This window comes from Variovorax multivorans (assembly GCF_051216835.1).
GTDB lineage: Bacteria > Pseudomonadota > Gammaproteobacteria > Burkholderiales > Burkholderiaceae_C > Variovorax.
In genome coordinates, this window is sequence record NZ_JBPJZL010000003.1 from 214,827 (window position 1) to 240,775 (window position 25,949).

24 protein-coding genes are annotated in these 25,949 nt (G+C 65.7%); 18 read left to right on the forward strand and 6 right to left on the reverse strand.

Annotated features, from left to right (window positions below; all coding sequences use genetic code 11):
• Nucleotides 1-19: 19 nt before the first annotated feature.
• The 3 genes from ACSFCA_RS08030 to ACSFCA_RS08040 all read left to right on the forward strand — a co-directional run bounded on the left by ACSFCA_RS08030 (nt 20) and on the right by ACSFCA_RS08040 (nt 2,991).
• A complete protein-coding gene (locus ACSFCA_RS08030; RefSeq protein WP_435459432.1) occupies nt 20-2,110 on the forward strand; it encodes a TonB-dependent siderophore receptor in 2,091 nt (696 codons plus the stop codon).
• A gap of 139 nt (nt 2,111-2,249) precedes the next feature.
• Complete coding sequence (locus tag ACSFCA_RS08035; RefSeq protein ID WP_435459314.1) at nt 2,250-2,630, forward strand: hypothetical protein; 381 nt, start codon at nt 2,250-2,252, stop codon at nt 2,628-2,630.
• A 43-nt stretch (nt 2,631-2,673) separates the two neighbouring features.
• A complete protein-coding gene (locus tag ACSFCA_RS08040) occupies nt 2,674-2,991 on the forward strand; it encodes a response regulator (protein ID WP_435459313.1) in 318 nt (105 codons plus the stop codon).
• On the opposite strand, the gene ACSFCA_RS08045 is transcribed toward ACSFCA_RS08040, so the two are convergent.
• Both ACSFCA_RS08045 and ACSFCA_RS08050 read right to left on the reverse strand, forming a co-directional pair.
• A complete protein-coding gene (locus ACSFCA_RS08045; RefSeq protein WP_435459312.1) occupies nt 2,936-3,235 on the reverse strand; it encodes a hypothetical protein in 300 nt (99 codons plus the stop codon). The genes ACSFCA_RS08040 and ACSFCA_RS08045 overlap by 56 nt on opposite strands.
• Nucleotides 3,236-3,255: 20 nt before the next feature.
• Nucleotides 3,256-4,065: a response regulator gene (locus ACSFCA_RS08050; protein ID WP_258353169.1), complete on the reverse strand. Its 810-nt coding sequence runs from the start codon at nt 4,063-4,065 to the stop codon at nt 3,256-3,258.
• A 222-nt stretch (nt 4,066-4,287) separates the two neighbouring features.
• Between ACSFCA_RS08050 and ACSFCA_RS08055 the strand changes: the two genes are divergently transcribed.
• Nucleotides 4,288-6,489 (forward strand): ATP-binding protein, encoded by a 2,202-nt coding sequence (locus ACSFCA_RS08055; protein ID WP_435459311.1) that lies wholly within the window; start codon nt 4,288-4,290, stop codon nt 6,487-6,489.
• A gap of 224 nt (nt 6,490-6,713) precedes the next feature.
• Nucleotides 6,714-7,199 carry a pilin gene (locus ACSFCA_RS08060; RefSeq protein WP_309148860.1) on the forward strand — a complete coding sequence of 162 codons (486 nt, stop codon included), beginning with the start codon at nt 6,714-6,716 and terminating at the stop codon, nt 7,197-7,199.
• A gap of 55 nt (nt 7,200-7,254) precedes the next feature.
• Here the strand turns inward: ACSFCA_RS08060 and ACSFCA_RS08065 are convergent, their stop codons facing one another.
• Nucleotides 7,255-7,482 carry a hypothetical protein gene (locus tag ACSFCA_RS08065; RefSeq protein ID WP_143062583.1) on the reverse strand — a complete coding sequence of 76 codons (228 nt, stop codon included), beginning with the start codon at nt 7,480-7,482 and terminating at the stop codon, nt 7,255-7,257.
• A 125-nt stretch (nt 7,483-7,607) separates the two neighbouring features.
• Entirely contained in the window at nt 7,608-8,117 is a 510-nt protein-coding gene (locus ACSFCA_RS08070; RefSeq protein ID WP_435459431.1) for a hypothetical protein, read from the reverse strand.
• 147 nt (nt 8,118-8,264) lie between these two features.
• Between ACSFCA_RS08070 and ACSFCA_RS08075 the strand changes: the two genes are divergently transcribed.
• The 9 genes from ACSFCA_RS08075 to ACSFCA_RS08115 all read left to right on the forward strand — a co-directional run bounded on the left by ACSFCA_RS08075 (nt 8,265) and on the right by ACSFCA_RS08115 (nt 17,290).
• Complete coding sequence (locus ACSFCA_RS08075) at nt 8,265-8,495, forward strand: hypothetical protein (RefSeq protein WP_435459310.1); 231 nt, start codon at nt 8,265-8,267, stop codon at nt 8,493-8,495.
• A gap of 180 nt (nt 8,496-8,675) precedes the next feature.
• Nucleotides 8,676-9,146: a type IV pilin protein gene (locus tag ACSFCA_RS08080; protein ID WP_309148859.1), complete on the forward strand. Its 471-nt coding sequence runs from the start codon at nt 8,676-8,678 to the stop codon at nt 9,144-9,146.
• Entirely contained in the window at nt 9,092-9,766 is a 675-nt protein-coding gene (locus ACSFCA_RS08085; protein WP_258353166.1) for a GspH/FimT family pseudopilin, read from the forward strand. Before ACSFCA_RS08080 ends, ACSFCA_RS08085 begins: the two co-directional genes overlap by 55 nt.
• Nucleotides 9,767-9,768: 2 nt before the next feature.
• Nucleotides 9,769-10,227, forward strand: a complete 459-nt coding sequence (gene pilV, locus ACSFCA_RS08090) for a type IV pilus modification protein PilV (protein WP_093077553.1) — start codon at nt 9,769-9,771, stop codon at nt 10,225-10,227.
• Between the two features lie 8 nt (nt 10,228-10,235).
• A complete protein-coding gene (locus tag ACSFCA_RS08095) occupies nt 10,236-11,420 on the forward strand; it encodes a PilW family protein (RefSeq protein ID WP_435459309.1) in 1,185 nt (394 codons plus the stop codon).
• Complete coding sequence (locus tag ACSFCA_RS08100; RefSeq protein WP_435459308.1) at nt 11,414-12,028, forward strand: pilus assembly PilX family protein; 615 nt, start codon at nt 11,414-11,416, stop codon at nt 12,026-12,028. Before ACSFCA_RS08095 ends, ACSFCA_RS08100 begins: the two co-directional genes overlap by 7 nt.
• A 48-nt stretch (nt 12,029-12,076) precedes the next feature.
• Nucleotides 12,077-16,096 (forward strand): pilus assembly protein, encoded by a 4,020-nt coding sequence (locus ACSFCA_RS08105; protein ID WP_435459307.1) that lies wholly within the window; start codon nt 12,077-12,079, stop codon nt 16,094-16,096.
• A gap of 74 nt (nt 16,097-16,170) precedes the next feature.
• The gene (locus ACSFCA_RS08110) at nt 16,171-16,434 is read left to right on the forward strand and encodes a hypothetical protein (protein ID WP_435459306.1); all 264 of its coding nucleotides are present in this window, start codon (nt 16,171-16,173) and stop codon (nt 16,432-16,434) included.
• A gap of 307 nt (nt 16,435-16,741) precedes the next feature.
• A complete protein-coding gene (locus ACSFCA_RS08115; RefSeq protein WP_258353161.1) occupies nt 16,742-17,290 on the forward strand; it encodes a hypothetical protein in 549 nt (182 codons plus the stop codon).
• A 9-nt stretch (nt 17,291-17,299) separates the two neighbouring features.
• On the opposite strand, the gene ACSFCA_RS08120 is transcribed toward ACSFCA_RS08115, so the two are convergent.
• The gene (locus ACSFCA_RS08120) at nt 17,300-19,420 is read right to left on the reverse strand and encodes a type IV pilus secretin PilQ (protein WP_435459305.1); all 2,121 of its coding nucleotides are present in this window, start codon (nt 19,418-19,420) and stop codon (nt 17,300-17,302) included.
• Between the two features lie 153 nt (nt 19,421-19,573).
• Nucleotides 19,574-20,734 carry a porin gene (locus tag ACSFCA_RS08125; RefSeq protein WP_258353159.1) on the reverse strand — a complete coding sequence of 387 codons (1,161 nt, stop codon included), beginning with the start codon at nt 20,732-20,734 and terminating at the stop codon, nt 19,574-19,576.
• A gap of 306 nt (nt 20,735-21,040) precedes the next feature.
• On the opposite strand from ACSFCA_RS08125, the gene ACSFCA_RS08130 reads away from it, so the two are divergent.
• Genes ACSFCA_RS08130 through ACSFCA_RS08145 form a run of 4 tightly spaced genes read left to right on the forward strand, consistent with a single transcriptional unit; the run spans nt 21,041 to nt 25,945 of the window.
• Entirely contained in the window at nt 21,041-22,051 is a 1,011-nt protein-coding gene (locus tag ACSFCA_RS08130; RefSeq protein WP_435459304.1) for a hypothetical protein, read from the forward strand.
• 18 nt (nt 22,052-22,069) lie between these two features.
• Nucleotides 22,070-22,831: a nuclease-related domain-containing protein gene (locus tag ACSFCA_RS08135; protein ID WP_435459303.1), complete on the forward strand. Its 762-nt coding sequence runs from the start codon at nt 22,070-22,072 to the stop codon at nt 22,829-22,831.
• 4 nt (nt 22,832-22,835) lie between these two features.
• The gene (locus tag ACSFCA_RS08140) at nt 22,836-23,525 is read left to right on the forward strand and encodes a response regulator (protein WP_258353156.1); all 690 of its coding nucleotides are present in this window, start codon (nt 22,836-22,838) and stop codon (nt 23,523-23,525) included.
• Between the two features lie 35 nt (nt 23,526-23,560).
• Complete coding sequence (locus ACSFCA_RS08145) at nt 23,561-25,945, forward strand: LPS-assembly protein LptD (protein ID WP_435459302.1); 2,385 nt, start codon at nt 23,561-23,563, stop codon at nt 25,943-25,945.
• The last annotated feature ends 4 nt before the right edge of the window (nt 25,946-25,949 follow it).

The following is a 25,949-nucleotide window of genomic DNA, read 5'->3' on the forward strand; positions in this document are numbered from 1 at the left end:
CCCGCCCGCGCGCGCCACGCTGCTGGTGCTGTGGGCGGCCGCCCAGATTGGCCGCGCACATGCACAGGAGGCGCAAAACAAAGAAACCTCCTCGCTGCCGACCGTCACGGTCACGGCCGAATCGCAGGACGACTCGCAGCAGCACCTCGGCGCCAAGGTGAGCAGCGGCGCGCTCGGTGCTCGCTCGCAACTTGAAACGCCCTTCTCCACCACCGTCGTGACCAGCGAGGATATGGCCGAGCGCCAGGTGTCGAAGCTGGGCGACGTGTTCGCGCTCGACGCGTCGGTGTCCGACAACAGCGGCGCCTACAGCAGCTGGGCCAGCTACATCACGGTGCGCGGCCTGCCGCTGGACTGGCAGAACGCCTACCGCATCAACGGCCAGCCCTTCCTCAGCTACGCCATCACCATGCCCTACGAGCACTTCGAGCAGATCGAGCTGCTCAAGGGCTCGTCGGGCTTCATGTACGGCTTTGGCTCGCCGGGCGGCATCGTCAACTACGTGACGAAGAAGCCGACCGACACGCCGGTGCGCAGCATCGAGGTCGGCTACAAGACCGCCGGCATCTGGAGCGAGCACGTCGACCTGGGCGGGCGCTTCGGCACCGACGACCGTTTCGGCTACCGGCTCAACGCGACGCACGAGGAAGGCAAGACCTACAACGACGGCAACATCCGCCGCGACTCGGTGTCGCTCGGGCTCGACGCGAAGCTCACCGACAAGCTCACCTGGACCTTCGACTCGCTCTACCAGAAGCGCACCTCCACCGGCCAGACGCCATCGATCTACCTGGGCAGCTACACGGGCACGAGCCTGCCGTCCACGATCAGCGCCAACAACGCAAGCCTTGTGGGCCCGGGCCAGCACCTGGCCACCGACTTCAGGCTCTATTCGACCGGCCTGCAATACCAGCTGTCGCCTGACTGGACGCTCAGCACCAGCTACAGCCACAGCAGTGCCACACGCAGTCGCAACGAAGGCATCTCCTACCTGCAGGACGCAAGCGGCAGCTATGACGACTACCGCTCCGACAGCGAGGAAGGCCATCGCTTCAACCAGTGGCAGGCCATGGCCACGGGCAAGCTGCGCACCGGCGACTTCGAGCACCAGGTGACGCTGGGCGCGTCGTGGCAAAAGCAGGTCAACTACTACAGCAGCAACGCCGTCTACCAGCTGGTGGGCACCGGCAGCATCTTCGGGCAGAACACCAACAGCTACAACAGCGTGACGAACCTCACGCCCTACCGCAACAGCGACATCACGCAGCGCGCAGTATTCGCGAGCGACACGATGAAGCTGTCCGAAAAGTGGTCGGTGCTGGCCGGCCTGCGCAGCACCACCTACGAACAGGTCGGCTACGACACCACCGGCCTGCAGAATTCCACCTACCGCAAGAGCGGCGTGATCACGCCCACGCTGGCGCTCATGTACAAACCCGCGCCCGACACCACGCTGTACACCAGCTATGTCGAATCGCTGGAGCCCGGCAGCACCGTGAGCAACCTCTACGCCAACGACGGCGCACTGCTCAACCCGCTGAAGAGCCGCCAGTACGAACTGGGCGTGAAGACCGAACGCGAACGCTGGAGCGCCACGGCCGCGCTGTTCCGCATCGAGCGCGGCGCCGAATACGCCAACAGCTCCAACGTGCTGGTGCAGGACGGCCAGTCGATCTACCAGGGCCTGGAGCTCGGCGCTTCCACACGGCTGGGCTCGCAATGGCAGATCGGCGGCAACCTGATGCTGCTCGACAGCTCGTACGAGCGCGGCAGCAGCTACGTCGGCAACCGCGTGGCGGGCGCGCCGAAGCTGGTGGCGACCGCGCAGGTGTCGTACACGGTGGCGCAAGTGCCCGGCCTCAAGCTGTCGGCCGACATGAAGTACACGGGCAACACCATGCTGAACGCGGCGAACCAGCTGACCGTGCCCGGCTACACCATCGCCAACATCGGCGCGAGCTACACGACGCGCATCGGCGGGCGCAACACGACCTTCCGCGCGGCCATCAACAACGTGGCGAACCGGAAGTACTGGGAATACCAGTACGACAACTACATCAAGCCCGGCGACCCGCGCACCTTCAGCCTGAGCGCCAAGCTCGACTTCTAGGCCTTCTCGCAGTCTCTGCTTCCTTGGCCGGCCGCCGTCTTCGACGGCGCGCCGGCTTTTGAATTTCTGCGGCAGCCGATGGCCATCGAAGGGGTCCGCATCCAATTTTTCTCCCCCTTTGAAGTTCACGATACGGTTCATGAACACCACCCCGCATCGCAACCCGCACGGTGCATCGCACGCGCTGCGCTTCACCGGCCTGCCGGCGTTGGCGCATGCGGATCGCCACTTCCCGGAACTCACCATGCAAGCACGCTGGCGCAGAACACAGCCCGCCCTCGTCGCTGCGCCGCGGCTGAAGAAGTCCTTCTGGCTGTCGCTTCTCGCGGGCCTGCTGGCCTTCGGCGCACTGGCGTTCGGTGTCTTCGTGGCCGCGAGCGACACTGGCTGCGCAGCGCGTGACGCCGGCGCTTCGGGCAACTACAGCCAATCGACGCTCGCACCGATCACATCGGCCGGCGGCGGTTGCAAGCGCAAGCAGGGGCCGGGCCGCCTCGAGCATCCGAAGACGATGCTCTAGCACGCCCCGCTCGCGACGGCCCACTCCCGAAGAAAGCACATCCGTGTTCGACACCAAGCTCCCTGGCGGCGCCTCGGGAATGTTCCGGCCACAGCCTTTCTTCGGTGCACTTGTGGTGGAAAGCGATCCCGCTGTCGCGAGCCGCCTGAATAGCGTCCTGGGGGTCCTCGCGCCGGGACGGTGCGTGGTGTTTGTGCCCGCGCGCGAAGAGGCCGATGCGATGCTGGCCACGCTGTCCTTCGACCTGGTGTTCGTCGAGACGCTGACGGTGCCAATCTGCGCCGACGCCTTCCGCAAGCTCGAGCTCAGATCCCCGACCCCGGCGATTCCCGAGGGAACACGCCACGGTCTTCCAGGCTGACGCCGACACGAAGACGCTTCTTCTCGCGCGGCAGCTCGTGCTCGACGATGCACCGCCGGGCAAGGAGGAACGCCAGGCGCCGGGCATCCCAGGCCAGGAACATCGCCAGCAGCACGACGTCGCACACGGCCAGCGCGATCAGGGTGCGCCAATCCCACAGCCAGTCGAACGAAGTCATGAGTCGGTAGAGGTGATGGATGCGAAGCCCCGAGATTGAGCCCTTCGCATTGCCTGCGAATTTCACCGTGTTGCGGTGATCAGGGCTCAGGCTTCGCGGGTGCGCGTGACGGCGGGCACGAACATGTACCCCTCGTTGCGCACGGTGCGGATCAGGTCGGCGCGCGTCTCGCCAAAGGCCAGCTTGCGTCGCAGGCGGCTGATCTGCACGTCGATGGCGCGGTCGTACGAATCACTCTCGGCGCCGAGCGCGTACTGCACCAGCTGGTCGCGCGTGAGCACCCGCCGCGGGTGCTGCACCAGCGCGCGCAGCAGGCGGAATTCGCCGTCGGAGAGGTCCACCGGGCGGTCTTGCGGGTCATGCAGCAGCCGGGTTTCGAGGTCCATGCGCCAGCCCGCGAAGTGCAGCACCGTGGGCTGCTGCGCCTCTTGCGCTGCGGCCGCGCCGGAAAGCGGCGGCGGCACGGGTTGTTGCGCCGGCAGCCCGACAGCGGCCGCGTGCGCGGTGCGCCGCAGCACGGTGCGGATGCGCGCCAGCAGCTCGCGCGGATTGCAGGGCTTGGCCAGGTAGTCTTCGGCGCCGATCTCCAGGCCCACGATGCGGTCGATGTCGGTGCCCACGGCCGACAGCATGATGACGGGCGGCCCGCCGATGCGCTGCAGCTCGCGCAGCGCGCTCAGGCCGTCTTCGCCGGGCATCATCACGTCGAGCACGATCAGCGCGTAGTCGGCCTGCGCGAGCCGCTCGCGCATTTCCGCGGGATGGCCAGCCGCATCGACATGGAAGCCGTGCTTCTCCAGGAAGGACGCCACCAGGCTGCGGATGCCGGCGTCGTCGTCGACGATGAGGATTCGGGTAGACAGGTTCACGTTACGGCGGATCGGGTAGCGGATCATAGGCCGGGCGCGGCCCCCGCCCGAAGCCCCGCGAGCCTTGAAATAATTTGCAATGCGCTGAAATCTGGCTGCAACATCCGCTTCACAGACTCGTACGCTCGAACGTTTGCGCATGCCCTGGCCTCGCGCATTCGCGCTGACAGCTGGGAGAAAAAAGATGGGAACGCAAAGATCGAGCCACGGTGGCGTGACATCGCTTCCCGTCCGTGCCAGCATCAACCCATGAACTCCCAAGGTACCGCGCGCCGCTGGTCGGGCCCGCCGCTCGCGTGGCAAATCATGGGCCTGCTGCTGGGCGGGCTGGTGGTGGCGCAAGTCGTGACACTGGCGCTGACCGTGCTTCTCCCGCCGCAACCACAGCGCCAATGGGAGATGGGCGACATTGCGCGCGTGCTGTCTGGCCGAAGCGCCGAAGGCCGCAACGCGAACCTGCTGCAGCGCACGCTGCATGCGAACGCGCCCCAACCCAAGGGGCAAGGCTGGCTGACCTCCGAACGCTCGCGGCGCGACCTGGCGCAACTGCTGACGCGCGACGAGGCCGAGGTGCGGCTGTACTTCTTCACGCCGCTGCCGTTCGCGGGCACCACGGGCCCTGTCGCGGCAACGGAAGACGGGCATGACGCAGCGCAGCCAGTGCCGCGCCGCATCGCCAACACCTTTGCTGGAGCGGGCTTTCTGCGGGTCCAGGCGAGAGGTGGGCCGGGGGGCGGCGGAGGCGGCGGCGGACCGGGAGGACCCGGTGGGCCTGGAGGCATGGGATTTCCGGGTGGAATGGGAGGCCCGAGGGGAAACCAGATGGGCACTTCTCCGCCGTCACCACCACCCGGCAGCGTGACAACGAATCCCGCGACGGGCAATGCGCCGGCCACTACGCCGGACGCGTCGGGCGGTCCATCCACGCCCACGCCCGCGGCCGGAAACCCTCCGGGCAGCACGGCAACGGCTTCCCCCGGTAGCGGTGCAGGCCCCGCCGGCACACCGCCATCGCCCGGGTCGGCGACACCGAGCACGACGACCGCGCCGGACTCGGCGACTGCACCAGGCTCAATGACTGCGCCGGGCGCAACCGGTGCCGCCCCTCCACCGGGCCTCTCGTCCGCAGCGCCGCCATCGGGCCCCGCCCAAGGCCAGCCCGGAGCCCCCTCAATACAGTCAGGGCCCTCCATGCGAGCCTTGCCGCCGGTCATCGAAAGCCCACCACGCCGCGAGGCCCCTGCCAGGGCCGAGGCACCCGTTGCCCCCCCTACCGCGCAATCGCCGCGCGCCGAGCCCGCCACGCGGCCGTCTTCGGCCAGTACGCCACCTGTGACCGCGACTGCACCGCCGCGCGTCGTCGCCCCTGTCGAACCGCCCCACGCGTCCAGAGACACCGACACGACGATCACGACACCCATCGCCACCACTGACAACGAACGCCCCGCCGCGCGCGGCCTCTTCGGGCTCGCGCCCGCGCCATTCGTCGAAGGCGACTTCATCGCCGCGGTCTACACGCCCGAAGGCAGCTGGGTGGTGGTGCAGCCGGTGCCCGAGTCTTTTCCGAACGCGTGGCAGCGCCGCGTGCTGCTGTGGTTCCTGATCGCTGCCGCAATCGTCGCCCCTGCGGGCTGGCTGTTCTCTCGCCGGCTGGTGCGGCCGATTGCCGGCTTCGCGCGCGCGGCCGACCAACTGGGCCGCGACCCTGCGGCGCCGGTGCTGGCACTGGAGGGCCCCGCCGAAATCGGCCGCGCAGCACAGGCCTTCAACCGCATGCAGGCGCGGCTGCGCAGCTTCGTAGACGACCGCACGGTGATGATCGGCGCCATCAGCCACGACCTGCGCACGCCCCTCACGCGGCTGCGCTTTCGCATCGAGGACGTGCCCGACGACGTGCGCGCCGGCATGCTCGAAGACGTCCAGGAGATGGAGTTGATGATCGGCTCCGTGCTCAGCTTCATCCGCGATGCCTCGGTGGTGAGCGCGCGCGAACGCATGGACCTCTCGAGCCTTGTCGAGGACGTGGTCGAGCAGGCCGTGTTCGTCGGCAAGAACGTGCAGCTGCGACGCGTCGAGAGCGCGCAGGTGGAGGTCGACCCGATCGGCATGCGCCGCGTGCTCGACAACCTGATCGAGAACGCCGTCAAGTACGGGCACCTGGCACGCGTGCGGCTGTTCACCGATGGGCACGACGCAGTGGTCGAGATCGGCGACCGTGGGCCGGGGCTGCCCACAAACGAAATCGAGCAGGTGTTCAAGCCGTTCTATCGGACGGCACAGGCGCGGTCCTCGCGTGCTGCGGGTAGCGGACTTGGCCTTGCCGTGTGCCGCTCCATCGCGCGCGCGCATGGCGGCGACGTGGTGCTGAGGTCTGGCTCGCATGGGCTTGTTGCGCAGGTTCGCGTGCCTCTGGCGCTCGAGGCGCAACGGCTGGCGTCTGCGGCGCACTGAGCAAAGCCCGCGCACACGCGCGATGACACCACCCTTCAGATGCCATGGCACGCGCCGCCGCGCGTCATGACGAAGCGGCACGAACAGGTCCGCGCCTTTACCTCCTGAAACACCTGTCAAAACACGCATGAACCACCGCAAGACGGGTGGCATGCGGACTGCAGAAAGAAGTTCGTCCCGGTGAGTTTTTCCGGGCGCACTTTCTCAACTGCAGGAGTTTCACAATGAACCATCGTTCCTTCGCACGCAACGTGCAAAAGGGTTTCACCCTCATCGAGTTGATGATCGTCGTGGCGATCATCGGCATTCTGGCTGCTATTGCGATTCCGCAGTACCAGACCTACATCGCCAAGTCGCAAGTGGCTCGCGCCATGGGCGAAACCGGCGCCCTGAAGACGGCGTATGAAGATTGCCTGAACAATGGAAAGACTGATGCGGCCGCTTGCGACCTCGGCGCTACCAGCTCCAACATCTTGAGCTATACATCCCCCCTGGCTTCGACTGCTGGCACGGCACTTAGCACGACCACCAATACTGTCGCGCTGACTACTAGCGGCACCATTTCAGCCACATTCGCCGGCAGTGCGGCTGCAACGCTGAAAGCGACGCCCTACACGATCACCTGGACTCGAAGCACCGCGGGCAGCTGGACCTGCGCAACTACAGCTGACTCGAAGTACGCACCGGCGGGCTGCCCTAACGGCACCTGATTCAGCCGCATCGCTTAACGCAAGCCGCCTTATGGCGGCTTTTTTTGCGTCTGCGTCAGGGCGACGAGATCTGTTGCGCGCTGGCCTTGCGGTATGCGGCCTCCACCAGCGCCTCGCACTGCCCCGCACCCGTGGTATCGAGACAGCCTCGCTGAAAGAGCTGATACATATCGAGCGCCGCGCGAGCCGCCAGTCGCTCACCTGTTGACGAAGGCGGCGCTTCAGCACACTCGTAGAGATCCGGCACTCCCGCCGCATTGCATTTCTGCTGCGCGACGATCATGCTGCGCACCGCGACATCCGCACCGAAATCGGCCGGCTCATCACCAGGCCTACGTGAGCCTACGCAAGCTGCCAGTACTGTGAGCACGAGTGCAGGGCAAACAATCCACGCAGACAACCGGACGCCTACGGCTCGCCGCATCCCGCCCTCATGCCCTGAATCTGCTGGCAGGCCACCGGATGCCCCAGCGAAGCCGCCTTGGCGATCCACATGATCGCGAGGCTGTCGTCCTTCGGCACGCCCAGGCCCGATGCATGGCAGTTGCCGAGCCACTGCATGGCGTCGGCATTACCTTGCGCGGCCGCCAGATCGAGCCAGTAGACGGCCGCATCGAAGCGGCCCGCGACGAAGAACATCTCGCCAACATCGGCTTGCGCGTTCGCATCGCCGCTGTCGGCCTTCACGATCATGTGCAGGTCTTCATCGGACAGCTCGAGCTTGATCAGACCGGCGATCTGCGCAAAGGCGAGCATCGCCCGTCCCCGCGCGTCTTCCTTGTGCTTGGCGATGGTGCCGTCGGACACGCGACGCCACAGCGTGCGCTTGCTGATGCCGGTCATCGCGATGGCGGCCTCGAGGCTGATGGCATCCGACCTCAGCTCCGGGCCACCCTCGGGTGCGAGGCCGTCGTACACATGCGGCAACGTCTCGCTCTCAGTCGCCTGCCGGCGTCGGTTGCTGCGAGGTAACCGCTGCCGTACCGTCATTTCCGGGGTGCACTGCCAGGGGGTGCTGGTGGCCTGCCGCCGTCCTGCGCGGGCTTGGTGAAGCCCGCCTTGGTCATGCACGCGGTCATCGCGGTCTCGTCGGGGCCGCCGTTCGAATCCTTGGCCACGCTGGCCGCGCAGGTCTTCAATGCAGCATCAACGGCCGAGTTGCCGCCAGTGCTGCTGGTGCTTGCGCTGCTGCTTTCCGTGGTCGTCGATGCAGCCCACGCCGCGGCCGAACAGCCCACCAGACACGCCATCCCGAGGGACGGCAACATCTTCTTTTTCATCGATCACTTCTCCTGAACATCGGTCGATCCGATGCAGCAGCGATGCTCGACAACAAAGTCGGAGAAACGTCGGATTCACTGCGCCCACGCGCACACAAACCCCAACGCATCAGCCAGCTTTCTCCCAAATTGCATGTTCGACTCGGCGTCCAGGAAGTTTCTGATTGCTTCCGGTTACACGAGGAGAAGAACCACCATGACGCGGCTGCAGAAGAAGCCTCAAGAGCTCCGTGCGCGAGTGCTCGGCTTCACCTTGATCGAGGTGATGGTCACCGTGGCGATCGTGGCGATCCTGGCGTCCCTCGCCCTGCCCTCCTACACGGACTACGTGCGGCGCGGCCGCATTCCGGAGGCGACCTCCAATCTCTCCGCCAGCAACGCAAAGATGGAGCAGTGGTTCCAGGATGCCAAGAGCTACTACGCCACCGGCTCCACCAGTGCATGCGGCGTGAGCATCTCGAATACCAACCTGAAGTACTTCACGCTCACCTGCTCGCCCAGTTCGTCCACGAGCTACACCATCACCGCCACCGGCACGTCTGCCATGGCTGGCTTCGTCTACACCATCGACCAGGACGGCACGCGGACTACCACCATCACCGGCGTGTCGGGATGGACCGCAACCTCGTCGAGCTGCTGGATCACAACCAGGGGCGGGAGCTGCTGATGCGCACGCGGCAGCCTTCGTCGGCGGGATTCAGCTTGATCGAGTTGATGGTGGCTATCACGATCCTGGCGATCCTGACTTTGCTGGCCGCACCCGGGTTCAGTGACTGGACACGCAACAACCGCCTGCGCAGCACGGCCGAGTCGCTGCGCTCCGATCTGCAGACGGCCCGGGCGGAAGCCATCCGCCGCAACACCGGCACGCGATTGCAGTTCGTCAGCTCACTGGACGCCAGTTGCGCGTTGAGTACCAGCGTGGCGATCTGGGTGGTGAACGCCGGCATCTCCCAGACACCGGCCGGCGCCTGCGGCAATGCCCCGAGCGCCACCAGTACGCCCTACCTGATCAGCAAGAGCCCGATCGAATCCAGCAAGAGCTCGGATCTGGTGCTCACCGCATCGCGCAGCACCGTGGGCTTCGATGCACTGGGCCGCCAGTCGGCCACGAGCAACCCGACCACGTCAATCGCCACGCTGACGGTGCAGCTGACCAGCGCAAGCAGCACCTGCGTCGCCTCTGGTGGTTCGGTGCGCTGCCTGAACGTGATCGTCTCGCCGGGCGGTGATGCCCGCATCTGCGACCCCGCGCGCAGCGGGAGCACCGACCCCATGACCTGCTGACCATGCCGCGCCGCCAAACACCTTCATCCGCCATGGGCGGCTTCACCCTCATCGAGGTGATGGCTGCGCTGCTCATCTTCGCCATCGGCCTGCTGGGCATCACCGGCCTCTACGCCAGCGCAGCGCGCACTGCTACTGGTGCCGAATTCCGTACAACCGCCGCCATGCTCGCCAGCGACCTGATCAGTCGCATGTGGATGAGCGACCGCACGGCAGCCACCCTCCAGGCCAACTACGGGAGCACTGCCGCCGGCACAGGCTACACGAGCTGGAAGGCCACCGTCGACAAATCGAACCTGCCGGGCATCAGCAGCCTGCCGCCGACCGTCACTTTCAGCACGGTAGCCGGCGGCGGCAGCTCGGCCGTCAGCAGCAGTCTGGCCACCATCACCATCTACTGGAAGGGCCCGGGCGACAGCAGCGCCCACCAGTACGTGGCCATGGCGCAGATGAAGCCGTGAGAACCTTCATGCCCGCCCCACACCCCATTCGCAGCCAGCACGGTTTCAGCATCATCGAACTCATGGTCGGCCTGCTGGTCGGCATGCTGGCAGTGCTGATCGTTGTGCAGTTGCTGTACTCCACGAGCACACAGCAGCGGCTGACCAGTACCAGCGGCGACGCTGAAATCAACGCCGCCACGGCCACTCACATCCTGACGCGTGAACTGAGCCAGGCCGGCCTGGGCATCAGTGCCTATACGCTGCTGGGCTGCAGTCTCACGTACACCACGACCTCGGACAGCAAGAGCGTTACGCTGTCGTCGCTGGCCCCGGTCACTATCAATCCAGGCACTTCGCTGGTACCCGCGGGTGACACCAGCACCGACACGCTCCTTGTCGTCAGCGGCAGCTCGGCCAGCCCCACCGAGGGGGACGCCCTCGCGGGCACCAGCACCGCCACCAGCTACACCGTGACCACCCCGTCGTCCTTCGCCACGGGCGACTGGGTGATGGCCGCCTCGACCACACGCGACAGCACCTCTTCCTGCGCCATGACTCTCGGCAAGGTGACTGCCATTGCGAGCTATGTGCTGACTGTGTCCAGCGGCACCGCGGGCCTGGCGGCTGCGGAGGCCGCCGTCTACAACCTGGGGGCCGCCCCGGTCATCCATGCCTATGCGATCCGCAACGGCAACCTCACTGTGTGCGACTACGCGGTCTACAACTGCGGCGACACCAGCTACACCACCACGCTCAACAGCAGCGTCTGGGTCCCGGTGGCCAGCCACGTCGCCAGCCTGCGGGCCCAGTACGGCCGCGACACCAGCGACCTGAGCACGCCGAAGATGGACGGCGTGGTCGACAGCTACGACCAGACCACCCCCGGCAGCACGAGCGATACCTCGGGCCTGTCCAGCTACTGTGGCTGGCTGCGAGTGGTTGGCCTGCGGCTCGCGGTGGTCACGCGCAGCCAGCAATACGACAAGGACACGGTCACCACCACCGCACCCACCTGGTCCGGCAGCAGCACCAACACCAGCACCACCAGCACGCTGACCACCGTGACGCCTACCGCTCTGGCGATTGACCTCAGCGCCAACTCGGATTGGAAACACTACCGCTACAAGACCATCGAGACCACGGTGCCGCTGCGCGACATCATCTGGAACGGCAACCAGGTCACCTACCAGAGCGGAGACGTTGCATGCTGAGCCCGCAGCGCAGGCAGAGTGGCTTCGTCATGATCATCGTCCTGATTGCACTGGCGATCATGAGCATGGCCGCGATCGGCCTCATGCGCACCGTCTCCAGCTCGGCGAGCATCGCCGGCAACCTGGCCTTCGAACAGGCGGCTTCCACCTCTGCCGACCAGGCGGTGGAGACGGCGGTGACCTGGCTGGAGAACAACAGCGGACAGACCAGTTCCAGCACCGCCAGCACTTGTTCGACAGGAACCTCCGTGCTGGCCTGCAACCAGGCGAGTCATGGCTACGCCGCCACACGCACCGACCCCAGCAGCACGCAGTCCTGGTCGCAGCTGTGGACCCAATTGGTCAGTGCGGGTTACACCGCCATCCAGCTGAGCCAGGACAGCTCGGGCAATACCGCGGCCTATCTGATCCAGCGCATGTGCGCCAGCACAGGCGATGCGTCATCCACCAACGGTTGTGGCAGTTCACCCCTGACCGTGAACACCGGCGGAAGCAAGAAGTCCGGCAGCACCCAAACGTCCAGTACCCAGGTCTATTACCGCATCACCGTCAAGGTGAGCGGGCCGCGCAATACCGTCTCCTTCACGCAAGCCATGGTCGCCCTATGAATATGTTCTTTCCCGGCCGCAGGTCGATCGCCGGCCGCTGGCGTGCCCATGTGGGCGCCTATGTGGGCGCCCTGGCGGCTGATCCTCGGAGCACCCGCCTTCGGTGCTCTCACCGACCTGGCCACGGCCCCGCTGGAAACATCCTCGGCCACGCTAGTCAAGCCGAACATCATGTTCATCCTGGACAACTCCGGCAGCATGAGCTCTGCCTACCTCCCGGACTGGGCAGACGACTACAGCGCCAGCAGCTATCCGTACCTCTACCGCAACAGCCGCTTCAACGGCATTTACTACGACCCGTCGGTCACCTATACACCGCCTGTCAACTACGCCAGCACCAGCTACACCAGCATGACCTCGGCCAACACGTCGGCATGGGCCAAGGTGCCAACCGACGGCTTCGGCATCATCTCCACGGGCACGACCGACCTCACGGGAACAAGCACCCCCGCCACGTACTACACCTTCATTCCTGGCGAGTACTGCTCCTCGGCCAACCTGCGCACCTGCAACAAGCAGAGCGCGGCCACCACCGCCTATGCCTACCCGGCCTACCTGCGCTGGTGCACCACGTCCGCACTGAGCACCTGCCAGGCCGTCTACGTCGACAGCACCTCCGCACCGGCCACCTACAAGTACCCGCGGTATCCGGGCATAAGCTCCACCGCAACGATCGTCATCAGCGGATCGGGCAGCACGAGCATCAGCGGCATCACGGTCAACGGCGTGCAGATTCTCTCGGCCACGACCTCGGCCAGCACGTCGTCCACCACGGTGGCCACCAACATCGTCACGGCCATCAACAACTGCACCAGCAGCAAGACCGGCAACTGCGGCATTGCCGGCTACAGCGCCAGCCGCAGCGGCAGTACCGTGACCATCACCTCGCCCAAAGGCGCCGATGCCTATGGCTATTCGCCCGTGGTCACGCAATCCGGCAGCATGACGGCCACCGTCACCGCCTTCAGCGGAGGCACGCCAGGCAGTTGGGTGCAGACCACCATCAGCAGCAGCACAACGTCCTATGCCTACCCCGGCACGAGCGCCCGCTCCACGACGCGCACCGACTGCACCACCAACAGCACCACCTGCACCTATGCGGAGGAGATGACCAACTTCGCCAACTGGTGGGCTTACTACCACACCCGCATGCAAGCGATGAAGAGCGCCACGACCCTCGCCTTCAGCGGGCTGACTTCCAGCTACCGGCTGGGCTACATGACCATCAACAAGGTCAGCAGTTCGACGGATTTCCTGAACATCGCCGACAACACCACCACCAGCGGCGGGCAGAAGTCGCTGTGGTACGGCAAGCTCCTGGCGGCCCAGGCCAGCGGCACCACGCCGCTTCGCACCGCACTGTCGAATGCCGGCCGCTACTACGCCGCCAAGGTTTCCTCCATCAATGGCGTCACGACCACCGATCCGATGCAGTACGCCTGCCAGCGCAACTACACGCTGCTGTCGACCGACGGCTACTGGAACGAGACCGCAACGCCCTACAAGGTCGACGGCACGACCGCCATCGGCGATCAGGACGGCAGTGAGTCCCGCCCCTATCTCGATGGCAATGCGGTGTCCAACACCTTGGCCGACACGGCGGAGTACTACTACGTCACCGATCTGCGCTCATCCTCCCTGAGCAACGCAACAAACACGAGCGGCACGGACGTCTCCAGCAACAGCTATTCCAACAAGCGCCAGAACATGGTGACATCCACCATCGGCCTGGGTGCCTCGGGCTACATGCTGTTCGACGCGGACTATGCGAACGCCACGAGCGGCGACTACTACGACATCGCCAACGGCACCGCTACCAGCAGCACGACGCAGGCTGCGGGGGTATGCAACTGGCAGAGTTCCGGCAGCTGCAACTGGCCCACGCCGGTCAGCAACACTCAAACCGCCATCGACGACCTCTGGCATGCCGCCGTCAACGGCCGGGGCGGCTACTACAGCGCCTCGAATGCATCCGACATCAAGACCAGCCTGACCAACTTCCTCAACACCGTGGACGCCACGACCAGCAGCTCCGCAGCGGTCACGCAAAGCGCCGCCGTGCTGACCTCCACCTCGACTGGCTACACCTTCTCGACCACCTATTGTTCCGGCAAGTGGTTTGGCGAATTGGCGCGCTATGCAGTCAATTCCAGCACCGGGGTCACCTCCACCACGGCGGACTGGGCCGAGTCGGGCGCGGGCTCCGACTGCTCGAGTACTTCGGGCAGCCTCACCACCACGGCACTGCTGGACAACGTCGGCTACGCCTCGCGCACCATCTTCACCTACGACCCCAGCACCGCGACGAAGCTCAGTTTTTCCTGGGATGCGCTCACGACAACGATGCAGGGCTACTTCAAGATCGCGTCGATCAGCTCACTGTCCCAGCTGTGCAGCTCGGGCAGCGCCTGTCTGGCGACGGCATCCCAGGTGGGCAGTTCCACCGCCGGCACTACCACCGGCGCGGGCGCAGTGAACCTGGTGAACTACCTGCGCGGCGACCGCAGCAACGAAGGCTCCACCAACACCAAGTACTACCGTTCGCGCACCCACGTCCTGGGCGACGTCGTCAACTCCACGCCGGTGTACATCAAGGCCCCCTCGCGCAGCTACAGCGACTCGGGTTATGCCACCTTCAAGTCCACCTACGCCTCGCGCCAGGGCATGGTCTATGTGGGTTCCAACGACGGCATGCTGCATGCCTTCAACGCCGACACGGGCGCCGAGACCTGGGCGTACATCCCTTCGGTTCTGCTGCCCAATCTGTACAAGCTGGCAGACAAGAACTATGCGTCCAACCACGTCTACTTCGTGGACGGCCAGATCACGCAGGCCGACGTCTACTACAACAGTGCCTGGCACACCATCATCGTGGGCGGCCTGGGCGATGGCGGCCGCGCGTACTACGCGCTGGACGTGACGAACCCGGCCTCTCCGACGGTGCTGTGGGAGTTCAGTTCGAGCAGCACGCTCACGCCCAATCTGTACGACGTGGACCTGGGCTACACCTATGGCGCCCCGGTGATCACCAAGCTGTCGGACGGGACCTGGGCTGTCATCCTCAGCTCCGGCTACAACAACGTCTCCGACGGCGACGGCGAAGGCCACCTGTGGGTGAGAAACGCCATGACCGGCGCGCTGATCAAGAAGATCGACAACGGCATGGGCACCACCTCCAGCGGTGGCACGGTGACCGGCTGTTCCGTCGCGCCTTGCCCCAGCGGCCTGGCGAAGATCAGCGGCTGGACCAGCAGCTCCACCGACAACACGACCACCCAGCTTTACGGCGGCGACCTGTTCGGCAATCTCTGGCGCTTCGACATCAGCGCCCTGGCCTCCAGCAGCGGCAGCGCCACGGTGCAACTTCTGGGCACGCTGTCGGACAGCTCGGGCACCCGCCAGCCCATCACCACCGCGCCGGAACTGGGGCTGGTGAGCAGCCAGCACGTGGTCTTCGTGGGCACCGGCTCCTACCTGGGCGTGACCGATATCACGACGACACAGGTGCAGTCCATGTACGCCATCAAGGACTCGCTGAGCGGCAGCTCCACCACCAGCGCCATCTACAGCAACCCGCGCAGCAATGCATGCGGCACGGGAACGGTGACCAACTGCTTCGTCAAGCTGACACTCACCGATTCCTCCGGGGTGCGCACGGCTGCCAGTTCAGTGAGCTACACCACCAATTTCAGCACCATGTACGGCTGGTTCGTGGACATGCCCGAGTCGGGCGAACGCGTCGACGAAGACCCGGTGCTTTCTTCCGGCACGCTGGTCTACGTCTCCAACACGCCCAGCACCTCGGGCGCCTGCAGCACCGGCGGCTCCAGCTACATCAACTACGTCAACTACGCCACTGGCCTCGCGGTGTCGGGCGCCAGCAATACGGGCGTGCTGCTGTCGAGTTCGGGCTTGTCGAGTTCGGCTGCGCTCGCGGTAACCAGCAGCGGCAAGACCGTCGCCACCACCAAGGACTCGACCGGTGCCGTGACGACAACCACCATTCCGGTCTCCTCCTCGAGCAGCACACGCCGCCTCTCGTGGCGGCGGCTGACCGATGGGCAGTAAAGAAGAGCATTGCCGACTGCACGCAAGGCGGCCCCCTCAAGATGTCTCCCACATCGCCGCGCAGACTCGCCGGCATGTGCACTCCTGCAGCTTCGCGCCCATGGATCCGCCTGCGCTGGCGGTTGCCGTGCGTGGGCCTGTTCGGACACCCCGTCGAGGGCCACTGGCTGTGGGAGCCTGACACACCGTCGGTGCGTGCCGCATTCCAGGCGGCCGTGGAGGCCGGCAACAGGGCTCACGGTGCAGGGACGCATTGGGTGGAGCAGGAAGAAGCCGAGGCAGCGCCGGGCGGGACGGCCATCCGGCAGGCACCAGGGGCGGATCACATGATCGGGTGATTGCAGACGGACGGCACTCTTCGAGAATTGCGAGCGGAACGACGGCCTCCATCGCACTTCGAGGAGAACAGCGATGCCACCCTACGTCTGCAGCTGCGGTCTGAAATGCTGGGACCCGCACGCTCCCCCGGTCTATTGCACGCGACGCCCGAGCTGCGGTCCTTTTGTTGACGAAGGCACTCTGCCGCAGGAGTTGGCGCCCGACTCTCCTCACCCGCCTCCCGATCTGCCACCGCCCCCAGGCGGCTCAGTGGCTGTTCAGTCCGCCTCCAACACCATCACGATAGTTCCCATCGCACACCAGCCCATGCCGGTCGGCCTGCTGTCGATGCCCGTGGAAATACTCCACCTGATCCTGACCAACATCGGACCCGGGCTGGTGCCGGTACTGGGCGCGCTGCGCCGAACGAGCCAACGGACGCGCCACCTGACCCAGCTGGCACTGGGGTCCGACATGCATCTGGCGACCGTACCGATCTTCACCAACGTGCTCTTCAGATTCCAGACGCAGTGGCAGCCACATGCGACAGAGATCACACAACAGCTCGCGGTGACGTTGACGGGGAACCTGCAGACCCTCAAGGCGCTGGTGAAGAAGCTCACTTTGCTGCGCAAGGAATGCCTGTTCCTCATCACCCAGCTGGAAGGCCTCTTGTCGGGCATAGAAAACGTGTGCCGCCTGGTCGACGGCGCCGACCCCGTGCGCCGCGCCACCATCACGGCGAATCTCGTCGCGCTCAGGGACCGGGTGAGGGCCCTGAGAGACCAGATTGCAGCCCAGGCGACAGCGTTGGGCCTGAGACTGCAGGCCGCGAAGAAGGCCGAGAGCCAGAAGCGATCCCTGATGCGCCTGTAGCGATCCGCCTCAACGCGCCGCGTTCCGATCCGAAATCATCTTCGGGCTGATGAAGATCAGCATCTCGGTCTTGTTGTTGACCCGGCTGCGGGTGCGAAACAGAGCGCCGACCACCGGCAGTTCGCCCAGCACCGGCACGCGCGATTCCGAATTGGTGTCCGTCAGCTCGAAGACCCCGCCGATGACGACGGTGCCGCCGTTCTCCACCAGCACTTCGGTCTGGATGTGCTTGGTGTTGATGGCGTAGCCCGCGGTGGTCGATTGGCCCACGGTGTCCTTGTTGACGTCGAGCGCCAGGATGATGTTGCCCTCGGGCGTTATCTGCGGCGTTACCTCGAGCTTGAGGTTGGCCTTGCGGAACGCAATGGACGTGGCGCCGCTCGATGTAGCTACCTGGTAGGGCAGCTCGGTGCCCTGCTCGATCAGCGCCTTGGTCTGGTCGGCCGTCACCACGCGCGGGCTCGACACCACCTTGCCCTTGCCGTCCGCCTCCAGCGCGGAGATTTCGAGGTTGAGCATCTTCGTCAGGCTCGAGTTGAACAGCGACAGCGCGAAGGTGCCGACTGCATCGCCAGTCGTGCTGGTAGCCGGCAGGTTGACGAAGCTGGTGCTCGAATAGGTGTTTGTGCTGGTGGTGGTGGTCACGCCGCCGGTCGTGGTCGAACTGACGGAAGGCGTCACGCCCACCGACGAGTTCGAATTGACGGAGCCGCCGCCGAGCTTGACACCCAGCGACTTGCTGAAGGTGTCGGTCGCCTCGACGAAGCGCGCCTCGATCAGCACCTGGCGCACCGGCACGTCGAGCTTCTGCAGGAGGTCAGCCACCTGCGACAGCCGCGAGGGAATGTCGGTCACGAAGAGCTGGTTGGTGCGCACCTCGGCCAGCACGCTGCCGCGCGAACTCAGGATGCGGGTGGTCGAGCCCGAGCTGCCACCGCCGCCTCCACTGCTTCCGGTGCCGGTAAGGCCCTGCGCCACCGTGGCGGCCTTCGCATAGTTGAGCTGGAAGGACTGCGTGCGCAGCTGCTCCAGCCCCTGCAGCGTGGCCTGCGCCTCGTACTTGATCTTTTCCTTGGCGTTGAGCTCGTCTTCAGGCGCGATGCGCAGCACGCTGCCGCTCTTGCGCATGCCGAGGTTCTTCGCCTCCAGGATGATCTCGAGCGCCTGGTCCCAGGGCACGTCCTTCAGGCGCAGCGTGAGCGTGCCGCTGACGGAGTCGGAAGTGACGATGTTGAAGTTGGTGAAGTCCGCAATCACCTGCAGCAGCGAGCGGATCTCGATGTTCTGGAAGTTCAGCGACAGCTTCTCGCCGCTGTAGCCCGTGCCTTGCGCGAGCTTGTTGGGGTTTTCCTTGCGCGGACGCACCTCCACCACGAACTGGCTGTTGCTCTGGTAGGCGCTGTGCTCCCATTCGCCGCGCGGGTCGATCACCATGCGCACGCGGTCGCCTGACTGCTGCATGCTCACCGACTGAACCGGCGTGCCGAAATCGGACACGTCGAGCCGGCGGTTCAGCCCCTCGGGCAGCGACGACTTGGTGAACTCGACCACGAGGCCCTTGCCCTGCTGGCGAATATCCACGCCCACCTGGTCGTTGGGCAGCGACACGATCACGCGGCCAGCACCCTCGCTGCCCAGGCGGAAATCGACGTCGCGCAATGGCAGCACGTCGCGGTTGCGGTTCTCGGCAAACTCGAAGGGCGTGGAGGCCACCAGCGCGGGGCCCGCCGCGGGCTGCAGCACCACCAGCAGCGACTTGCCGCGCAGCTCGGTCGTGTAGGCGGTCGCCTGCTTCAGGTTGAGCACGAGGCGCGAGCGCTCGCCCGCCTGCACCACGTTGACGGAGCGCAGGTTGCCCTGGCTGATGTCGATGGCTTCCCGGCCCAGGCTGCTGGTCATGCCAGGAAAGTCGAGCGCGATGCGCGCCGGCGACTGGATGGCGAAGCCGTTGGGCGCTGCTGCCAACGGTTCGGAAAAATCGACACGCAGCACTTCGCTGCCTGCCTGCACGGAGCCCGTGACTGATTCGATTCTGTTCTGTGCCTGTGCCGCTGCGAGCGACCCGAAGGCAACGAGCAAAAAGACGGACGCGCGCAACCAGCGCGCGAGCACGAATGACTGTTTTTTCATTTCACCTGCCTTGAAACTGCGGCTCCATCTCCTCGCTGCCCTGAGGTCCCTCCCGAGCGCAGCGATGCTCCGGCGCCGCGCAGTCCATGCGCAGCGGGAGCGGGCAGCGCGGCGGCTTGTCGGCCGCGCTGCCCCCGTCACGTCCTCACGTCATCAGAACGCGTGGCGGATACCGAAGTCGTAGCCGGTGGAAGAGCGCGGCAGGCCCGTGTAGGCCGTGCCCGTGCTGCCGTAGCCCGTGGTGCTGGCCGACACCAGGCTGCCCGTGTAGTTCACGTCGTTGCGGTTGTTCACGCGCGCCACCGTCGCATACAGCGCCGTGCGCTTGGACAGGTTGTGCACGTAGCCAACTGCGAACTTGCGCGCCATCGGGTCTTCGCCCGTGATGCCGGCCGTGCCTTCGTTGTAGCGCACTTGCGAGTACGCCACGCGGATCAGGCCTGCGCCCACCGGCACGGTCGCGCCGATCAGGTAGCCGTTGTAGGTGTCGTGCGTGTCAGCCGCTGCCGCGTAGTCGAACTTGTTCTTCACGTTCGACAGCTCGCCGAACAGCTTGACGGGACCGAAGTCGTACGAAGCGCCCAGGTTGATGGTCTGCACCCTGCGCTCCAGCGCGGTGGTGTCCACGACGGTGCTCTGGCCCACGGCCAGTGCCACGTCCAGGGGACCGTTGGCGTAGCCGAAGCGGCCACCGACGTAGCGGCCTGCCGTGCTGCTGGAAGCGGCCGTGGTGCTGGTGGCGTCGGTGCTGGCGTTCTCGTGCAGGCTGTACTGCACCTGGCCGTAGAAACCACCCAGGTTCGGCGGCAGGAAGTAGCCGATCGAGTTGCTGGCACGCACGTAGTTGGCGTTGTTGATGGTGGTGTTGCCGCTGACGGTGCTGATGACGTTGGTGCCCGAGCCGTTGGTGCCGAACGGATCGAACACGGTGTCGTTCCAGAAGGTGGCGGTGTAGTCGCGGCCCAGGCGCAGTTCGCCGAAGCCACCCGACAGGCTCACGGTGGAGCGGCGGCTGAAGGTGGACACGCCGGTGGCGCCGTCGTCGTTGGTGATGGGCGCTTCGAGCCAGAAGCTCGCTGCCAGCCCGCCGCCGAGGTCTTCGGTGCCGCGAAAGCCGATGCGGCTGGAGTTGTAGGCCGAGTTGCCCAGGCTCGTCTTGCTTTGCTTGACCGACGCGCCGGTGGTCGTGTCGCGCGAAGTGCTCGACTGGTAGGTCAGGCCAGCGTCCACGACGCCGAACAACGTGACGGACGATTGGGCAGAAGCCAGGCCGCAGACGGCCAGGGCAGCGAATGCCGTGAGGGTTTTCTTCATTCAGGGTTCTCCAGTTTCAGGTCTGATGCGGCCGTTCGGTATCGACCGGCTGTACGCATGGTTTCGCCCAAATCAGGAGGAATTTGGTGGTTCCGTTTTCTGCGGCTTCGAGTGTTGTGCGCGTACATCACACACGCACAAGCCTCATGCGGCAGGGCCATTGCACCGTCCTTCAAATTTCTCCCAGATCGCCTGAAAAGATCCACGCATGACGAAGCTGGAGACTCACAGGTGAAGCGCTCACGAATCCTGATGGCGGCGATTTGCGGTGCCTTGGCCATCGCATGCGCCAGCACGAGCATCGCAATGGTTCACTCCACCTCCGTGCTTGCGGCGAGCATGTTCGTCGACCACAAGGTGCGCACGCAGGCGCAGGCAAACACGCAGCAGCAACACTGGTGGGCCAGCTTCGAGGACACGGCGATGAACCGGCTGATGGCCGCATCGGGCAACGCCAACGAATCGGGCGTGGCCGCAACCTACATCGCGCTCAAGGTAAAGACGCTCGAGCTGCTCTATCTGGAGAACACGCGCTCCGCCGTCGTGCGGCAAACCATGCTCATCCAGGGCACCACGCAGCCGTACGACGACTTTGCGAAGCAGCTTGCGGCACGGCACGCCAGCGCGGAAACGACCATCGGCAAGCTGCAGGCGCAGCGCGCAAGCTACATCTCCTATCTGGCAAAGCAGTGCCACATGTCGGAAGCCGCATTGAACGAAATGCTCGCCGACGCATTGCAGGACAAGTCGCTGCCCCGCTTCGCAGCCGAGGTGCCGCGCGAGCTCCCGATGGCGGTGCTTGCCAACAGGAACGACGTCAACCTGGCCGCCGCACTCTACGGCGCCGACCCGAGCGCGATGCCCGACGGCGTGATCGAAGCGACGAACGAGGCGACGAACGAAGGGCAACAGAGCATCGACGTGCCCGGCAATCCCTTCTACGTGCACGCGGTCGCGCAGGCACGAGAGCAGGTTTCAGAGGCACTGCGCCGCCTGCAGGCGCAGAGCGACATCGCGAACACCGCGTACGCGCGCGTTGCGAATGCAAGGGCCGAGTTCGAATCGTCGAAGCAGCGCCGCGACCGCGGCGAGATCTCCGAAGTGCAGCTGATGGAGGACTTCCAGGGCCTGCTGCTCGACCTGCACGTGCTGGCCGCGGCCAACGGCGAGCTGGCGCTCGCGTGGGTCGTCTTCATGGGAAGCATCGGAAACAGCCCGTCGATCGACGCAATCGCGGGCCCGCAATCCGCGCAGGCCGAACAAGCGGATCAATTGCCGTTTCTGCACAAAGTCTCCCGAAAGTTGCGCAATCCTTGAAGTTCGAAGGAGCCTTACATGACCACTGCCTTGCATAAAGTCCCCACCCGCCCCGTGCTGAAACTGGCCGGCCACGGACACCCGAAGCCCGACACTGCCGCACCCGTGCGCCGCGCGTGCTCCGCGGATGGCGAGCAGGCGAACAACACCACGGCGACCACGCTGGCCATCCAGCAACTCGTGAGCGCGTTCCAGCCCTCATTCGACCGGATGCATGTGCTTCGGGACCTTGTCATCCCCATGTACGAAGGCAGCGCCGTGCCCACGGCCCGCTTCGACGTGGCACTGGTGTGCGAGGCCGGCGTGTACCTGTTCGAGGTGAAGGGCTGGCGCAACGCGGTCGTGTATCGCAAGACCGCCGCCCAGGCGCTGCCGCGCTGGTTCCTGCGCCAGAACGGGCATTCGCTGGCGCGCGAGGTGAAAGACCCGGCCTGGCAGTGCGGTCGCAAGACCACACACCTGCGCAGCCTGCTGCCGCCCGACCTGCGGGTGCAGTACTTCGTGCTCCTGCCGTTCGAGGGCGTGGAGCTGCAGGGCGTGATGCCGTCCGTGGTCATCACGCCGCAGGACCTGCCCTACATCGCGCGCGTGGCGCGCAACAACGGGCGCACCGAGCAGGGCTATGCGATGCTCGACGACGACGCCATCGACCGCACGCTGCGGCTGCTGACCGGCCTGCAGGGCAACCTGACAGTCGACGACCACATGAGGAACAGCCGCGAAAAGAGCGCGCCGGCTCCGGTCAGGCCTGCGCACCCGGGCGTCCTGAAGCTGCAATGACGCGATGAGCCGGATCCTGCTGGTGGAGGAAGGGCGCGACGCCGCGTCGGTGCTGCTGGACGAACTGCATCGCGCCGGGCACGAGGTCGACCACATCGACGACGGCGCGGTCGCGCTCCATCGCATCCTGACCTCGCCGCCCGCGCTCACCCTGCTCGATGTTCAGCTGCCGCACGTCAGTGGCCTGCAGATACTGGAGAAGATCCGCGCGCGCAGCGACCACCCGATCATCATGCTGACGGCGCTCGCACACGAAGCCGACAGGCTGCGCGGCTTCGAGCTCGGCGCGGACGACTACGTGTGCAAACCCTTTTCTCCGAGGGAAGTCGTGGTGCGCATCCACACGGTGCTGCGGCGCTATGCGCAGCGCCGCATCGTCGCGCGCCCTTCGGTGCCGATCACCTTCGGGGCCGTGCGCGGCTGCGCGATTCTCGACGGCCACTACCTGCCGCTGACGCGCCGCGAATCGCTGCTGCTGCGCGCGCTTTCGCAGGAACCCGGGCGGGTACTGACGCGCTCGAAGCTGCTCGAGGCCGCGTTCCCGGAGGCGCTCGACGTCAACGAACGCGTGGTCGACACCCACATCAAGAACCTCAGAAAGAAGCTGGCCACCGTCTCGACCGAGCACGACTGGATCCGCTCGGTCTATGGCGTCGGCTTTGCATGGGAATCGCAGGCCAGGCAAGACGCCTGACCCGACGCCGGCTTGCTTCCTGGAAATCCTCTCACATGAAATTACGCTGGCGCGGCTTTCCGCGGCCGCCGATGGTGTTGCTGTCGCTGCTTCTGCTGCGTGCGCAAACAGCCCCGGCACAGGAAACATGGACCGAGGCGCCGATGACGCTGCGCCGAACGCCAGAGCTCGCGGAGACCATCGCGCCGACCGAGCGCAGCATGCGCCCCAGCCTGGTCGACGGTGACAAGCTCAGCGGTCGGCCTGACCTCGAAGTGGTGGTCGAGGGCAATGCCTCATTGAGGCGCGGCGACACGCGCATCACGGCCGACAGGCTCGAATACCAGCCGCCGGGTGACCTGGCCACGGCCACCGGCAACGTGCACCTGAACCAGGCCGGCAACGTGTACGAAGGCCCCGAGCTGCACCTGAAGGTCGAGAGCTTCGAGGGCTTCTTCAACCACGTGCGCTACACGCTGCTGGCCAACGGCGGGCATGGCGAGGCCGATCGCATCGACTTCGTCGACCCGAAGGTGTCGATCGCGCGGCACGCCACCTACACCACCTGCCTGCGCGACAACTACTCGAGCTGGGTGCCCGCGTGGATGCTCACGGCGGTCACGATGACCACCGACACCGACACCAACCTCGCGACAGCCACCGACGCGCAGATCAGCTTCCTCGGCGTGACCACGCCCTCGATACCGTCGGTGAGCTTTCCGCTGAGCAACGCGCGCCAGAGCGGCCTGCTGCCGCCGGTGATCGGCTACGACACCACCAACGGCTTCGAGTACCTGCAGCCCTACTACTGGAACATCGCACCCAACCGCGACCTCACGCTGTACCCCGAGATCATGACCAGCCGCGGCGTGAACCTGGGCACCGAGTTCCGCTACCTCGAGAAAACCTACAGCGGCCAGATACGCGTGGACGAAATGCCCAGCGACAGCCTGCGCGGCATCAACCGCTGGGGCCTGTGGGCTCAGCACAACCAGCAGTTGGATCCCAAGCCCTTCGGGCTCGATTCGCTCAGCACCTCGTTCAACATCAACCGGGTGAGCGACGACGACTACTGGCGCGACTTCTCGCACACGCCCACGCTGACCTCGCGCACGCTCACGAACGAGTTCGACCTCAACTGGACCAAGGGCGACTGGAGCGGCCAGGCGCGCACCCTCGCCTACCAGACGCTGCAGTACGCGGCCTCGCCCATCACGCCTTCGTACAACCGCGTGCCGCAGATCACGGCCAACTACAACAAGTACGACTGGCACGGCTTCGACGTGTCGGGCACGCTGGACTACACGCGCTTCGAGATCGATTCCGCCTACTCGCCCACGCTCAACGGCATCAAGCAGCCCAACGGCGAGCGCATGGTCGGCAACCTGCAGATCAGCCGGCCGTGGGTCACGCCGGGCGGCTACGTGATTCCGAAGCTGCTGCTGCACACCGCCGCCTACCAGCTCGATTCGGCGCTGGCCAGCGGCGCGACCTCCATCACCAGCGTGGTGCCGACCGTGAGCCTCGACAGCGGCCTGGTGTTCGAGCGCGACACCAATCTGTTCGGGCGCGCATGGCGCCAGACGCTGGAGCCGCGCGCCTACTACGTGCACACGCCCTACCGCGACCAGAGCCAGCTGCCGGTGTACGACACGGCTGCCAATGACATCAGCTTTGCCACGCTCTACACCGAGAACGCGTTCTCGGGCAACGACCGCGTCTCGGACACCAACACGCTGACCACGGGCGTGAGCACGCGCCTGATCGACCCGGCCACCGGCGCCGAGTCGGCTCGTTTCGGCATCGCGCAGCGCTTTCGCTTCAGCGACCAGAACGTCACGCTGCCCAGCGGCACCGCCGTGACCGACCGTACGGGCGACTTCATCGTCGGCGGGCTGGTCCACTGGAACCCGAAATGGAGCGTGGACGGCATCGCGCAATACAACATGGACACCGGCAAGAGCTCGCGCGACGCACTCACCCTGCGCTACACGCCTGCGCCGTACCACACGCTCACCGCGGCCTTCCGCTACCAGGCGGACAGCAGCTCGACCGCGGACGACGGCACGAAGACGGTGGACTTCAACTGGCAGTGGCCGCTGAGCGAGCTGACGAGAGGCCTCTTCGGCAACAAGTCGCCCACGGACCCGGGGCGCTGGTATGCGGTGGGGCGGCTGAGCTACAGCCTGCACGACCACGCGATGTCCGACAGCCTGATCGGCGCGGAATACAACGCCTGCTGCTGGGTGGGCCGCATCGTGCTCGAGCGCCTCGTGTCGGGCCGCACGACGCCCGACACGCGGCTGATGTTCCAGATCCAGTTCAACGGCTTCGGCAACATCGGCTCGAACCCGACGAGCACGCTGCTGCAGAACATCCAGGGCTATCAGCCGCTGAATGCCCCCACTCAGGAGCCGAGCCGGTTCACGAACTACGACTGAGGGG